The organism is Kitasatospora sp. NPDC059812 (genome assembly GCF_042732075.1).
Lineage (GTDB): Bacteria > Actinomycetota > Actinomycetes > Streptomycetales > Streptomycetaceae > Kitasatospora.
The window spans coordinates 57,771-71,042 of sequence record NZ_JBHWIO010000013.1; the positions used below are offsets into that span (position 1 = coordinate 57,771).

The window sequence follows — 13,272 nt, forward strand, 5'->3', positions numbered from 1 at the left end:
GGCAGTGCGCGCCGTCATGAACCGGCGGTGGAGATCCACGGGTCGGCGATGACAAATGTCATGGGCCCGGGATCAAGGTGGCGCGGGAATGCCGAAAGGCCCCCTCGATCGAGGGGGCCTTTCGTTCTGGAGCGGACGACGAGATTCGAACTCGCGACCCTCACCTTGGCAAGGTGATGCTCTACCAACTGAGCCACGTCCGCAGGTCTAACTATGGAGTTGTGCTGTGCTCGCACACTGCGAGCGGACGACGAGATTCGAACTCGCGACCCTCACCTTGGCAAGGTGATGCTCTACCAACTGAGCCACGTCCGCACGGTGCCTGGTGGGGCACCCACCGCCTCTTCGGATCTCTCCGTTGCGGCGACGAGGATTACTCTACAGCATCGTTCGGGGTGGTCGCCCCACCCTTTCGGTCCAGGCGGGCGGGGCGACCGGGGCGCCCGGGGCGGTCAGTTCGCCTCGGCGAACTGCTCGTACACGTGCTTGGGGATGCGTCCGCGGGCCGGCAGCTCCATGCCGCGCGACAGGGCCCAGGCGCGCACCGCGGCCGGGTCCGGGGTGAGCGCGGTGCGGCGGAAGGACTTTCCGGTGCGGCTCTGGCGGCGGCCGGCCGCGACGAACGGAGCGAGGGCCTCCCGCAGCTTTTCCGCGTTGTCCACGGACAGGTCGATCTCGTACGACTTCCCGTCGACGCCGAAGTGGACGGTTTCCGCCGCGGCGCCGCCGTCCAGGTCGTCGGAGAGCGTGACAACTACACGCTGAGCCATGGGTGTCAATCCTCTCGGGCAATTCGGCCGCCGGTCCGCGGGGTGCGTCCGGGGGCCTGATGTGCACCACTCGCGCAAGCGCATACGGGCAGGCCTGGTGGCCCGCCGGATACGCAGCACTTGCCGCGACAGGTGGCCCTATTCTGCACCCGAAGGGGGTCGAAATCGAAGAGTCCGGCATTCTTTTCCGGATATTCACGTGTCTTCGCCGGAGTGCCGGATACCGGAGTGCGGGACGGGTCGATCTGTCCCGGAGTGCCGTATTCGGGTGTTCTTCGGGTGTTCTCGTTCCGGGGGCCGAATCCGTGGAAACCGCGCGGCCCCGCCGGGGGTTCACGGGCGTGGATCCCTTGCCGCGTAAGGGTCTCGGGTCTACGCGCGTCGCCTGCCCCGGCCAGCAATCCCGCCCGAAACCCCCGGTAGTCTGGAGTTCCCCCGCCTCACCGAAGACACCACCGGGAGTGCCAGTGGCACGCGTCGTAGTCGACGTCATGCTCAAGCCGGAGATCCTCGACCCCCAGGGCCAGGCGGTGCAGCGTGCACTGCCCCGTCTCGGATTCACCGGGATCGCCGACGTCCGCCAGGGCAAGCGTTTCGAGCTGGAAGTGGAGGGCCCGGTCGACGACGCCGCGCTCGCCCGTATCCGCGAAGCCGCCGAGACCTTTCTCGCCAACACCGTGATCGAGGACTTCACCGTCCGCGTCGAGGAGGCGGCGAAGTGACCACCCGCGTTGGCGTCGTCACTTTCCCCGGCTCCCTCGACGACCGTGACGCCCAGCGCGCGGTCCGCCTGGCCGGCGCCGAGCCGGTCGCGCTCTGGCACCGTGACAAGGATCTCCACCAGGTCGACGCCGTCGTCCTGCCGGGCGGATTCAGTTACGGCGACTATCTGCGCTGCGGCGCGATCTCCCGCTTCTCGCCCGTGATGGACACCGTCATCGAGCAGGCGAAGCTGGGAATGCCGGTCCTCGGTATCTGCAACGGCTTCCAGGTGCTCTGCGAATCGCACCTGCTGCCCGGCGCGCTCACCCGCAACGACTCGCTGCACTTCGTCTGCCGCGACCAGAAGCTGCGCATCGAGAACACCGGTACCGCCTGGACCCGGGATTACTCGGCGGGCCAGGAAATCGTCGTTCCGCTGAAGAACGGCGAGGGCCGGTTCGTCGCCGAGGAGCGCGTCCTGGACCAACTGGAGGCGGAGGGCCGGGTGGTGGCCCGTTACGTGGCCCGCGGCGATGCCGCTGACGGATGCGGTAACCCGAACGGTTCGTACCGCGACATCGCCGGCATCACCAACGCCGCCGGCAATGTCGTCGGCCTGATGCCGCACCCGGAGCACGCCGTGGAGCCGCTCACCGGTCCGACCGTCGAGGGCCTGGGCTTCTTCACTTCCGTCCTGAAGCAGCTGGTGAACGCCTGATGAGCCTCGACACCGTCAAGAACGCCGAGCAGACCCCGGACGTCGCCCAGCCCTGGGCCGAACTCGGCCTCAAGGAGGACGAGTACACGCGCATCCGCGAGATTCTCGGCCGCCGCCCGACCGGCGCCGAACTCGCGATGTACTCGGTCATGTGGTCGGAGCACTGTTCGTACAAGAGCAGCAAGGTCCACCTGAAGCAGTTCGGCGACAAGAAGCCCGACTCGGACGCGATGCTCGTCGGCATCGGCGAGAACGCCGGTGTGGTCGACGTCGGCCAGGGCTACGCCGTGACCTTCAAGGTCGAGTCGCACAACCACCCGTCGTACATCGAGCCCTACCAGGGCGCGGCCACCGGCATCGGCGGCATCGTGCGCGACATCCTCGCGATGGGCGCCCGCCCGGTCGCCGTGATGGACCCGCTGCGGTTCGGTGCGGCCGACCACCCGGACACCCGGCGCGTGCTGCCCGGGATCGTCGCGGGCATCGGCGGCTACGGCAACTGCCTGGGCCTGCCGAACATCGGCGGCGAGGTCGTCTTCGACTCCTGCTACCAGGGCAACCCGCTGGTCAACGCGCTGTGCGTGGGCGTCATGAAGCACGAGGACATCCACCTCGCGCAGGCCTCCGGCGCCGGCAACAAGGTCATCCTGTACGGAGCCCGCACCGGCGGCGACGGCATCGGCGGCGTCTCCGTGCTCGCCTCCGAGACCTTCGACGACAGCAAGCCGACCAAGCGCCCGGCCGTCCAGGTCGGCGACCCGTTCCAGGAGAAGCTCCTGATCGAGTGCACCCTGGAGATCTTCCGGGAGAAGCTCGTCAAGGGCATCCAGGACCTGGGCGGCGCCGGCCTGTCCTGCGCGACCTCGGAGCTGGCGAGCGCCGGCTCCGGCGGCATGCGGGTCGAGCTGGACACCGTGCCGCTGCGCGACAACACGCTCTCGCCCGAGGAGATCCTCATGAGCGAGTCGCAGGAGCGCATGTGCGCCATCGTCGAGCCCGGCAAGGTCGACCGCTTCCTGGAGATCTGCGAGAAGTGGGACGTCATCGCCACCGTCATCGGTGAGGTGACCGACGGCGAGCGCCTGGAGATCTTCTGGCACGGCGAACTCGTCGTCGACGTGCCGCCGCGCACCGTCGCCCACGAGGGCCCGACCTACCAGCGCCCGTACGCCCGCCCGAGCTGGCAGGACGCGCTGCAGGCCGACGCCCCCACCGGCGAGCGGCTGGCCCGCCCGACCACCGGCGAGGGCCTCAAGGCCGACCTGCTGAAGGTCGCCGGCTCCCCGAACCAGGCCTCCAAGTCCTGGATCACCGACCAGTACGACCGCTACGTGCTCGGCAACACCGTGCTCTCGGTCGGCGAGGACTCGGGCATGATCCGGATCGACGAGGAGACCAACCTCGGCGTCTCGGTCGCCACCGACGGCAACGGCCGCTACACCAAGCTGGACCCGTACACCGGCGCCCAGCTGGCCCTCGCCGAGGCCTACCGCAACGTCGCGGCCGGCGGCGCCAAGCCGCTCGCGATCTCCGACTGCCTCAACTTCGGCTCCCCCGAGGACCCGGACGTGATGTGGCAGTTCGCCGAGGCCACCCGCGGCCTGGCCGACGCCTGCCTGGTGCTCGGCACCCCGGTCACCGGCGGCAACGTCTCGCTGTACAACCAGACCGGCGAGGTCGCCATCCACCCGACCCCGGTGGTCGCGGTGCTCGGCGTCATCGACGACGTCACCCGGCGCACCCCGGCCGCCTTCGCCGAGGAGGGGCAGCTGCTCTACCTGCTCGGCGACACCGCGGACGAGCTCGGCGGCTCGGCCTGGTCGCAGGTGGTCCACGACCACCTGGGCGGTCTGCCGCCCAAGGTCGACCTGGAGCGCGAGCGGCTGCTCGGCGACATCCTGATCGCCGCCTCGCGCGACGGCATGATCGACGCCGCGCACGACCTCTCCGACGGCGGCCTCGGCCAGGCGCTCGTGGAGAGCTGCCTCAAGGGCGGCCACGGCGCGCGGATCATCGTGCCCGAGGGCGCGGACCCGTTCGTGTTCCTGTTCTCCGAGTCGGCCGGCCGCGCCGTCGTGGCGGTGCCGCGCAGCGAGGAGCTCCGGTTCAACGACATGTGCACCGCGCGCGGCCTGCCGGCCACCCGCATCGGTGTCGTGGACGGCGAATCCCTGGACGTCCAGGGCCAGTTCACCGTCTCGCTGGCCGAGCTGAAGGACGCCCACACCGGCGTCATCGAGGCTCTGCTCGCCTGACCCGCACGGTTCGAGGGGCGGACGGTCCGACGGGGCCGTCCGCCCTTCGGCGTATGTTGGGGGCCATGCCCCCCAAGCCCCGTACCTACCAGCCGCAGAAGGTGCGCACCGCGCTCGCGGCGCAGACCGGCGCGCTGCGCGACGCCGTCCGGCAGCTCTGTGAACGCCCGGACGCCGAGCAGTGGTTGGCCCGGCCGACCAGGCTGGGGGAGTGGACGGTCCGCGAGCTGATCGCGCACCTCGCCGTCCAGCTCGCCTTCGTCCCCGAGCACCTCGACGATCCGCTGGAGGGGCGGGCGCCGCTGGACCTGCCGGGGTGGGTGGCCGCGGTCGGCACGGTCGCGCCGCTGCTCGACGAGCAGGCCCGGGCGAGGGCCGCCGGCGACTTCGGCGGGGACGCGGCCTCGGTGGCGCAGGCCTTCACCCGGGCGGCGGACGCGCTGACCGGCCTGCTGGACCGGCCCGAAGCCGCCGACCCGGTACGGCGGTTCGAGATCCGGCTCGGCTCGATGACCCTCGCCGACATGCTGGTGACCAGGCTGGTGGAGGCCGTCGTGCACGCCGACGACCTGGCCGCCGCGCTCGGCCTCGACGGCTTCCCGCACGACCGCCAGGCCGTCGCCGCCGTCACCCGGCTGCTGGCCGACGCCTTCGCCGACCGCACGCCGGGCGGCGCGGTCGAGCTGCGGATCCCGCCGTACGCCGTCGTGCAGGCCGTCGAGGGCCCCCGGCACACCCGGGGCACCCCGCCGAACGTGGTCGAGACCGACCCGCTGACCTGGATCCGGCTGGCCACCGGCCGGGCCGACTGGGCGGCCGCGGTGGACGCGGCGGCGGTCTCCGCCTCCGGCGAGCGCAGCGACCTGCGGGAGTACCTGCCGGTGCTCGGGTAGCCGCGCTTCAGGGGGCGTCCTACGGCACCGACGGCCCGCTGAGGTAGGTGCCGTTCTCCGAGTACGGCCAGGCGTTCGGCTCGCAGCCCTTGAGCCCGTAGATCTGCTGCATCATCGCGGGCGCCGGCTTGCCCGGGCCGGGGCAGGTCTCGTGCCCGTGGCCTATCCGGTGGCCGACCTCGTGGTTGATGATCAGCGCCCGGTACTCGTCGAGCGGGCCGTTGAACTGCGGTGAACCGGTGTTCCAGCGCTTGGAGTTGACGAGCACCTGGTTGCCGACGTTGCAGTTCACCTCGCCGTGGGTGTCCAGGCCGGAGGCGCCGCAGATCCGGTCCACGGTGGCCGGCGAGGCGATCTTCACGGTGAAGTCGTACCCGCCGCCGGCGACCAGCTGGAAGCCGTTCTTGCGGTCGTTGGTCCAGCCGCGCTTGTCGCCGAGGAAGCCGTGGATCTGGGCGGCGGCGGAGGCGGCGTCGATGCCTATGCCGTCCTCGACCTCCACCCGGTAGCGGCGCACGGTGCCGCGTCCGACCGGCTGGGCGGTGGCGGCGGCGATGCTGAAGGTGCCCGCGCCCTTGGCCGGGCCGGGGTCGGGCGTGGTGGGGGCGGGCGGCGAGGGCGGGGCGGGGGGCTCGCTCGGGGTGTCGGTCGGCGTCGGGGTCGGTGTCGGGCCGGCGGGCGAGGGGGCCTGTTCGGTCGGCGGGGCGATCCGCGCCTGGGCGGTCGGCCCGCCGTCGGGCGCGTCCAAGGAGCGGGTCAGCACGGCCGCTGTACCGCCCAGCACCGCCACCGCCGTGACCAGCGCCGCGAGCATGCCGGGCCCGAGCCGGCGCGGCGGCCGGCGGCGTCGGCGGCCGCGGGCACTGCTGCTCCTGGCGGCGGATCTGGCTGCGGGCATGATCGACACCCTGACATGGCGAACGGGTGAATGTCCACATACCGGGTATGCAGACGCCCGGCGGCCGCCGCTGATCCCGGGACGGCGGTTGACCCTGGCGTCTCGGGTGGCAGACTGCCTGCATGGCGATTCACCGGAATCTTCTCGACGGCCCCGACCCGACCCTTCTCCCGGAGGACGAGCAGCCCTACCGCATGCTGGCGGAGGAATCGGCCTCACCCACCCAGGTGGCCGCCGACTTCCCGACCTTCTGCCTCGCCTGGGCGATGCTCGCCGACGACGCCTACGCGGCCGGCCGCTACGTCGAGTCCTACGCCTACGCCCGCACCGGCTACCACCGCGGCCTGGACGCACTGCGCCGCAACGGCTGGAAGGGCCACGGCCCCGTGCCGTGGGAGCACCGCGGCAACCGCGGCTTCCTGCGCTGCCTGGCCGGGCTTGCACGGGCGGCCGGCGCGATCAAGGACACCGAGGAGGAGGCCCGCTGCTGGCAGTTCCTGAAGGACAGCAGCGCGGAGGCGTACGCGGAGCTGAAGCAGTAGACCCGCACGGCTGCTGAGGCAGCGGACCCACAACACAGGTGCGCCCCCCGGTGAAGTCCACCGGGGGGCGCATCCGCGTTCACACGGTGGCCGGGCTCAGCCCGGCCACCGGGCTCACTTCAGGCGGTTGCCGGCCGAGCGCAGCTGCTGCGCGGCCTCCAGCACGCGGGCGGCCATGCCCGCCTCGGCGAGCTTGCCCCAGGTGCGCGGGTCGTAGGTGTTCTTCTTGCCGACCTCGCCGTCGACCTTCAGCACGCCGTCGTAGTTGCGGAACATGTGGTCCACGACCGGGCGGGTGAAGGCGTACTGGGTGTCGGTGTCCAGGTTCATCTTCACGACGCCGTTCTCCAGCGCGGTGGCGATCTCCGCCGCGGTCGAGCCCGAACCGCCGTGGAAGACGAAGTCGAACGGGTCGGTCTTGCCGTACTGCTTGCCGATCGCGTCCTGCAGCTCGCGCAGCAGCTCCGGCTTCAGCACGACGTTGCCCGGCTTGTAGACGCCGTGCACGTTGCCGAACGAGGCGGCCAGCAGGTAGCGGCCCTTCTCGCCCAGGCCCAGCGCCTCGGCGGTGCGCACGGCGTCGTTGACGGTGGTGTACAGCTCGTCGTTGATCTCGTGCGTGACGCCGTCCTCCTCGCCGCCGGTCGGGGTGATCTCGACCTCAAGGATGATCTTGGCGGCGGCGGCCTGGGCCAGCAGTTCCTGGGCGATCGCCAGGTTGTCGGCGAGGGTCTCGGCCGAGCCGTCCCACATGTGCGACTGGAACAGCGGGTTCTGGCCCTTGGCCACGCGCTCGGCGGAGACCGCCAGCAGCGGGCGGACGTAGCCGTCCAGCTTGTCCTTCGGGCAGTGGTCGGTGTGCAGCGCGACGGTGATGTCGTACTTGGCGGCGACGATGTGCGCGAACTCGGCCAGCGCCACGGCGCCGGTCACCATGTCCTTGTTGTGCTGGCCGCCCAGGAACTCCGCGCCACCGGTCGAGATCTGGATGATGCCGTCGCTCTCGGCCTCGGCGAAACCACGCAGTGCGGCGTGCAGCGTCTGCGACGAGGTGACGTTGATGGCCGGGTAGGCGAACTTGCCCGCCTTGGCCCGGTCCAGCATCTCGTTGTAGACCTCGGGAGTTGCGATGGGCATGCGATCCGCTCCTGTCGGGTTGCGGCGTACGGACGGTGCTGTCCGACGCTGTGTACGCCTTCGGTACGACTCCGTGCCGGCCGCCGACGCGCGGCGCTGCGGTGTGGCTCTCCGGCACCAAGGTTCGAGCGACCTCCGCGGTACGGCAATGAGGGTGGTGTGCCGCTGCGGACCGGACGCCCGTGCCATCCTCCCAGACTCGTGCCCGCAGGTCAGCAGGAGCCCGCCAGTCGGACCGTCGCCGGCGACGACGCGGACGGCCCGCTCCTACGACGTTCGGCGGACACCGGATACACCTGCCGGGCGAAGCCTCCGGACAGAACGGCCAGCTATCCTGCGGCCGTGGACTACAACCAGCTGGCCGTCAACCTTCTCGACGCCAAATCACTGATCTCGTCCGTCGGCGCCATCGGGCTGATCGCGATCATCTTCGCGGAGACCGGCCTGCTGGTCGGCTTCTTCTTCCCGGGTGACTCACTGCTGATCATCGCCGGCGTCGCGGCGTCGAACGCCGCCTCGTCGGTGCTCGGCGACGGCGCCAAGCTGCCGATCGCCGTCCTGCTCGTCGGCGCCCCGGTGGCCGCGGTCGCGGGGGCCCAGCTCGGGCACCTGATCGGGGTCAAGGTCGGGCCGAAGATGTTCGACAAGCCCGAGTCGAAGATCTTCCGCCGCGAGTACGTGATGAAGGCGGAGGAGTACTTCAACAAGTTCGGGCCCGGCAAGGCCGTGGTGCTGGCCCGCTTCATGCCGATCGTCCGGACCTTCCTCAACCCGGTCGCGGGCACCCTGGAGATGCCCGCCCGGACGTTCTTCCTGTGGAACGTCGTCGGCGGCGTGCTCTGGACCGAGTCCATGCTGCTGATCGGCTACTTCTTCGGCGACGCGCTCGCCCCGGTGATCGACAAGTACCTGATCCCGGCGGTGCTGCTGATCGTCCTGCTTTCGATCTCGCCGATCCTGATCGAGGTCCTGCGCGAGCGCAAGAAGCGGAAGGCCGGCGGCGCCGTGGAGAGCACCGAGGCCGACGCCGTGCAGAGCGGCGGCCGCCACCGGCGCGGCTGAGCACCGGGGCTTCGCGCAGTACACGCGAAGGGGCCGGGTCCCGTCTCACGTTTCACGTGAAACAGGACCCGGCCCCTTCGTGCTGTCAGGTCCGGCCGGGCTCAGAGGCCCAGGTCGTCCAGGTTGTAGGCGGTCACGTACGGCAGGCCCTGCGCCTCGACCGCGGCCGCGCCGCCGCGCTCCACGATCACCGCGACGCCGACCACCTCGGCACCCGCCTCGCGCAGCGCCTCGACGGCGGTCAGCACCGAGCCACCGGTGGTGGAGGTGTCCTCGACCGCCAGCACCCGGCGGCCCTTGACCTCCGGGCCCTCGATCCGGCGCTGCAGGCCGTGCGCCTTGCCCGCCTTGCGGACCACGAAGGCGTCCAGCTCACGCCCGCGCGCGGCGGCGGCGTGCAGCATCGCGGCGGCCACCGGGTCGGCGCCCAGGGTCAGACCGCCGACGGCGTCGTACTCCAGGTGCGAGGTCGCGTCCAGCATCACCCGACCGACCAGCGGGGCGGCCTGGCCGTCCAGCGTGATCCGGCGCAGGTCGACGTAGTAGTCGGCCTCCTTGCCGGAGGAAAGGGTGACCTTGCCGTGTACGACGGCCTTGTCCTTGATCTGTGCCAGCAGGGCGTCGCGGTCGTTGCTCATGAGCGTCCAGTCTAGGCCCTCTCCCGTGGGTCAGCGCCGACGCAAGGCCCTGACCAGCACCACGGCGCCACCCAGCAGCGCGACCCCGCCGCCGATCACCCACGGCACCGCGCTGCGGCCGCCCGAACCCGGCACCACGATCCCGCCGGCCTCGCCGCCCCACCGGGACGCCGCCCGGGCCCGGGCACTGCGGGCCGGCAGCGCCGGGGCGTACCGCCCGCGCGGCGGCGCGTGGTCCACCTCCTCGGCCGAGCGGCCGACGATGCTGCGGCGCACCGGGCCGCCGCCCGCCGGCTCCTCCTCGTACTCGAAGAGCGGCTCGGCGGGGAGCTCCTCGGCGACGCCCTCCTCGGGCCCGTCCTCGTCGCCGCCGCCGGTGGGCAGGCCGAAGCGCTCGGCGTCGGCGTCGGAGAAGGCGATCAGGTCGGACAGGTCGTCGTCGAGGTCGTCGCCGGGCTGGTCCTGGTGCTCCTCGATGAACACCACGCTGGCGTCGGTCCCGGTCTCGGTCTCGGTCCCGGCCTCGGCCTCGCTGCCGGTCTCCGGGTCGCCCTCGCCGTCGTTCTCGCTCTCCGGCTCGGGCTCGGCGTCCGGGGAGGCGAGCGCGGTGGCGAACCGGTCCAGCATGCGGCGCCCGGCGGCGTCGAGGGTCTCCTCGTCGAACTCGGTGAGCCGGCCGGTGGCGCTCAGGTCGCCGGTGAAGCGGACCACCGCGGTGCCGTCCTCGGCGCCGTCCGCGACGCTGACCCGGACGGTGGCGGTCGCCTCGCCGCTGCCGCGGGCCTCCTGGCCCTCGGCGAACACGGTCAGCACGCCCTCGCGTCCCTCGATCAGGGACAGCACGCCCTTGTACGTGATGGTGGAGCCGCCGATCCGCAGCTTCAGCCGGCCGCCGATCTCCTCCGCCGGCCCTGCGCCGACCGCGGCCGGTTCGGTGCTCAGCCCCGGCACGCTACGGGCCAGCAGAGCCGGATCCTGCAAGGCCTGCCGCACCAACTCGGCGGGCATCGGGACGACAACCTCATGCTCCATGTCAGGGAGCCTACCGACCCGACCCCGCCCGGTCCCTACCCACCGCCACCCGACTTCCCCGGGACCACCGGTGTCCCGCCCCGCGCCCCCGGCTCAGCGGGGGCCGAGCAGGGTGAGGGCGGCCGGGGGGTGGGCGGGGCGGAGGGCGGCGAGGCGGGTGGCGGAGCCGCGGAGGGCGTCGGGGGTGAGGGCGCGGGGCGGTGGGGCGTCGGGGGCGAGGGTGAGCGGGGGCCGGGCGGCGGCCGCGAGGAGGAAGGTCTGGGCGGCGCCCGGCGGGTCGGGGCGGCAGCTCGCGGTGGCGCTGCCCTGGACGGCGTACGGGACGGTCTGCAGCCCAGCCGTGCGCAGGCCGGACTCGATCGGCCAGAGGCCGCCCGGGTCGCCGCCGGCCCGGACGGCGACGCGGCCGCCGGGGGAGAGCAGCCGGGTGGCGAGGCCGTAGAACTCCTGGGAGTGGAAGGTGACCGGTCCGCCGTCGGCGGGCGCGGGCAGGTCGGCGAGCACCACGTCGTACGGTCCGCCGGTCGTGGCGCCGCGCAGCCAGGCCATCGGGTCGGCGGCGGTGGCGTGGACGCGCGGGTCGTCGAGGGAGTGGTCGGTGAGGGCGGCGAGCCCGGGGTCGGTGCGGGCGAGCCGGGGGAGCTCGGGGTCGGCGTCGACGAGCCGGACGGAGCGGACGCCGCGGTGCCGGAGCACCTCGCGCAGGGCGAGGCCGTCGCCGCCGCCGAGGAGCAGGACGCGGGCGTCCGGGCCGGCGGCCATCGCCGGGTGGACCAGGGCTTCGCTGCCGCGGTACTCGTCGGGTCCGCAGACGGTGAGACGGCCGTTCAGGTAGAGCCGGAGCGGGCCTTCGGCGGGGCCGGTGAGCACGATCTCCTGGGAGTGGCTGCGGGCGGCGAAGCGGACCTGGGCGCCGTAGAGGGCGTGCCGGGCGGCGCGTTCGATGGCGCCGGAGCCGGCGGCGGCCGCGGCGAGCAGGGCGAGGACGAGCGCGCAGCCGCCCCAGAGCAGGAGCCGTATCCGGGGGGCGGGTTCCTCACGGAAGAGCCAGAGCACGACGGCGGCTCCGGCGACGGCGTTGACGGCGCCGGTGACGAGGGCGCCGTCGCCGGGCCCGAGGCCGGGGAGGATGAGGAAGGGGAAGGCGAGGCCGCCGATCAGCGCGCCCACGTAGTCGGCGGCGAAGAGGTCGGCGGCGGCGCGGCCGGCGTCCTCGCGCCGGATCCGCTGGATGAGGGTCATCAGGAGCGGGATCTCGGCGCCGATGAGGATGCCGATGAGGCAGGTGAGGCCGACCATGGCGGCCTGGTAGCGGCCGATCCAGGCCCAGCAGGAGTAGAGCGCGAGGACGGAGAGGCCGCCGGTGAGCGCGAGGGCGCATTCGACCAGGGCGAAGGCGGTGGCGGGCTGCCGGGTGAGGCGTTTGGCGAGGAGCGAGCCGAGGCCCATCGCGAACACCATGACGGAGAGCACGACGGAGGTTTGGGTGACCGCGTCCCCGAGCAGGTAGTCGCCGAGCGCCACGAGTTCGAGTTCGTAGACGAGTCCGCAGGCCGCACAGACGAACGCGGCGAGCAGGACGGTGAGGCGGGCCAGCCGGGGGTGGGAGCGCAGCCGGGACCGACGGCGGGCGGGCAGGGGGGCGAGGCTCCGCCCGGGCCGGGGTGGGTCGCCGTCGTCGAGGTCCACTCGCGAGCGGGCGGGTGGACCGGCCGGATGGTTGATCACGAACAAACGCTAGGGGACGTTCGGGACGGATAGCTGCGCCCATTCGACGGACAGTGCGGGACGCCGGATTGACGAATCGTTCCTGCGTGCGATTCATAGGCCATGGAGGGATCCGTGACCCTGGGCGGGCGGCCGGCGGTCATGCCCCGGACACCACCAGCGAGGAGCGGGTGCAGACCAGCCGGCCCTCCTGCGGGTAGGCGTGCCAGGTCCGCCAGAGCAGCCGGTCGGCGCCGCCCTGGGTGACCAGCGCGGTGAAGGCGCTCGGGTCGCCCGGGAACACCCCGGCCAGGCCGCGCGGGTGGCCCTCGACCAGGGCCAGCAGTTCCTGGGCGCGGGCCGCGAAGTCGTGCGGGGGCAGCGCCTCGATCCGGGCCGCGAACTCGTACTCCCAGCCGCCGACCTGCTTGGCCACCCGGGCCGGCAGCGGGGTGCGGCGGCCGGGCAGGCAGGCGACGGTCTCCAGGCACTCGCCGGGGCCGGCGGCGATCACCACCTGGTGCGAAGCGCCCAGCAGTCGCAGCTGGAGGGTGCCGGCCGTGGCGGGGTGGCCGCCTCCGTCGAGTCTCAGGTCGCGGACCGCGAGAGCGGGCAGCGGGTCGCCGCCCAGGCACCAGGCCAGGTCACCGGCGCGGGTGTCCGTGTAGGAGGTCTGCAGTGTGGTGAGCATGCTCGGCTCCGCGTTTCAGCTCCGTGCGCGCCCGCCGAGCAGCACCGAGTAGGCCTAGGCGATGGCGAGGCTGTTCGTGGCTGTGCGGCCCTGGGCGCGGCCGACCGTGGAAGGAGGGATTCCGGCTGGAGATTCAGCAGCAGAGAAGCATGAATACGCCGGGTCCGCCGGTGATTTACCCAACTTTGTCAAGCATTCACCGTTTCGAGCACACCTGCTTCCCGGCT

13 protein-coding genes and 2 tRNA genes are annotated in these 13,272 nt (G+C 72.3%); 6 read left to right on the top strand and 9 right to left on the bottom strand.

The features are described from left to right. Window positions 1-127: 127 nt before the first annotated feature. The 3 genes from ACFV6D_RS09725 to ACFV6D_RS09735 form a co-directional block, all read right to left on the bottom strand. Window positions 128-203: transfer RNA gene (locus ACFV6D_RS09725), tRNA-Gly, on the bottom strand. Window positions 204-242: 39 nt separating this feature from the next. Next, window positions 243-315: transfer RNA gene (locus ACFV6D_RS09730), tRNA-Gly, on the bottom strand. Window positions 316-452: 137 nt separating this feature from the next. Then, complete coding sequence (locus ACFV6D_RS09735) at window positions 453-770, bottom strand: Lsr2 family protein (RefSeq protein WP_063348519.1); 318 nt, start codon at window positions 768-770, stop codon at window positions 453-455. 467 nt (window positions 771-1,237) lie between these two features. Here ACFV6D_RS09735 and purS point away from each other — a divergent pair, with 467 nt between their 5' ends. The 4 genes from purS (at window position 1,238) to ACFV6D_RS09755 (ending at window position 5,338) form a co-directional block, all read left to right on the top strand. Continuing rightward, window positions 1,238-1,492: a phosphoribosylformylglycinamidine synthase subunit PurS gene (gene purS, locus ACFV6D_RS09740; RefSeq protein WP_045692676.1), complete on the top strand. Its 255-nt coding sequence runs from the start codon at window positions 1,238-1,240 to the stop codon at window positions 1,490-1,492. Next, complete coding sequence (gene purQ / locus ACFV6D_RS09745) at window positions 1,489-2,190, top strand: phosphoribosylformylglycinamidine synthase subunit PurQ (protein ID WP_363579827.1); 702 nt, start codon at window positions 1,489-1,491, stop codon at window positions 2,188-2,190. Before purS ends, purQ begins: the two co-directional genes overlap by 4 nt. Next, a complete protein-coding gene (purL, locus tag ACFV6D_RS09750) occupies window positions 2,190-4,445 on the top strand; it encodes a phosphoribosylformylglycinamidine synthase subunit PurL (RefSeq protein WP_063348521.1) in 2,256 nt (751 codons plus the stop codon). Before purQ ends, purL begins: the two co-directional genes overlap by 1 nt. Window positions 4,446-4,510: 65 nt before the next feature. Beyond that, window positions 4,511-5,338 (top strand): sterol carrier family protein, encoded by an 828-nt coding sequence (locus ACFV6D_RS09755; RefSeq protein ID WP_380559050.1) that lies wholly within the window; start codon window positions 4,511-4,513, stop codon window positions 5,336-5,338. Window positions 5,339-5,357: 19 nt separating this feature from the next. Here ACFV6D_RS09755 and ACFV6D_RS09760 read toward each other — a convergent pair whose 3' ends face one another. Beyond that, window positions 5,358-6,236 carry a DUF3152 domain-containing protein gene (locus tag ACFV6D_RS09760; protein WP_380559052.1) on the bottom strand — a complete coding sequence of 293 codons (879 nt, stop codon included), beginning with the start codon at window positions 6,234-6,236 and terminating at the stop codon, window positions 5,358-5,360. 122 nt (window positions 6,237-6,358) lie between these two features. Between ACFV6D_RS09760 and ACFV6D_RS09765 the strand changes: the two genes are divergently transcribed. Further along, window positions 6,359-6,778, top strand: coding sequence for a DUF3151 domain-containing protein (locus ACFV6D_RS09765; RefSeq protein WP_063348524.1), 420 nt, complete (start codon window positions 6,359-6,361; stop codon window positions 6,776-6,778). Window positions 6,779-6,892: 114 nt separating this feature from the next. Here the strand turns inward: ACFV6D_RS09765 and fbaA are convergent, their stop codons facing one another. Next, entirely contained in the window at window positions 6,893-7,915 is a 1,023-nt protein-coding gene (gene fbaA / locus ACFV6D_RS09770; RefSeq protein WP_063348525.1) for a class II fructose-bisphosphate aldolase, read from the bottom strand. Window positions 7,916-8,257: 342 nt separating this feature from the next. Between fbaA and ACFV6D_RS09775 the strand changes: the two genes are divergently transcribed. Next, window positions 8,258-8,977 carry a DedA family protein gene (locus tag ACFV6D_RS09775; RefSeq protein ID WP_079135742.1) on the top strand — a complete coding sequence of 240 codons (720 nt, stop codon included), beginning with the start codon at window positions 8,258-8,260 and terminating at the stop codon, window positions 8,975-8,977. A 101-nt stretch (window positions 8,978-9,078) separates the two neighbouring features. Here ACFV6D_RS09775 and pyrE read toward each other — a convergent pair whose 3' ends face one another. The 4 genes from pyrE to ACFV6D_RS09795 form a co-directional block, all read right to left on the bottom strand. Further along, window positions 9,079-9,615, bottom strand: a complete 537-nt coding sequence (gene pyrE / locus ACFV6D_RS09780) for an orotate phosphoribosyltransferase (protein ID WP_380423334.1) — start codon at window positions 9,613-9,615, stop codon at window positions 9,079-9,081. A 30-nt stretch (window positions 9,616-9,645) separates the two neighbouring features. Next, window positions 9,646-10,647, bottom strand: a complete 1,002-nt coding sequence (locus ACFV6D_RS09785; protein WP_380559054.1) for an SRPBCC family protein — start codon at window positions 10,645-10,647, stop codon at window positions 9,646-9,648. A 93-nt stretch (window positions 10,648-10,740) separates the two neighbouring features. After that, window positions 10,741-12,375, bottom strand: a complete 1,635-nt coding sequence (locus ACFV6D_RS09790) for a polyamine aminopropyltransferase (RefSeq protein WP_380559056.1) — start codon at window positions 12,373-12,375, stop codon at window positions 10,741-10,743. Window positions 12,376-12,514: 139 nt separating this feature from the next. Next, the gene (locus tag ACFV6D_RS09795) at window positions 12,515-13,045 is read right to left on the bottom strand and encodes a DUF2617 family protein (protein WP_063348528.1); all 531 of its coding nucleotides are present in this window, start codon (window positions 13,043-13,045) and stop codon (window positions 12,515-12,517) included. Between the last annotated feature and the right edge of the window lie 227 nt (window positions 13,046-13,272).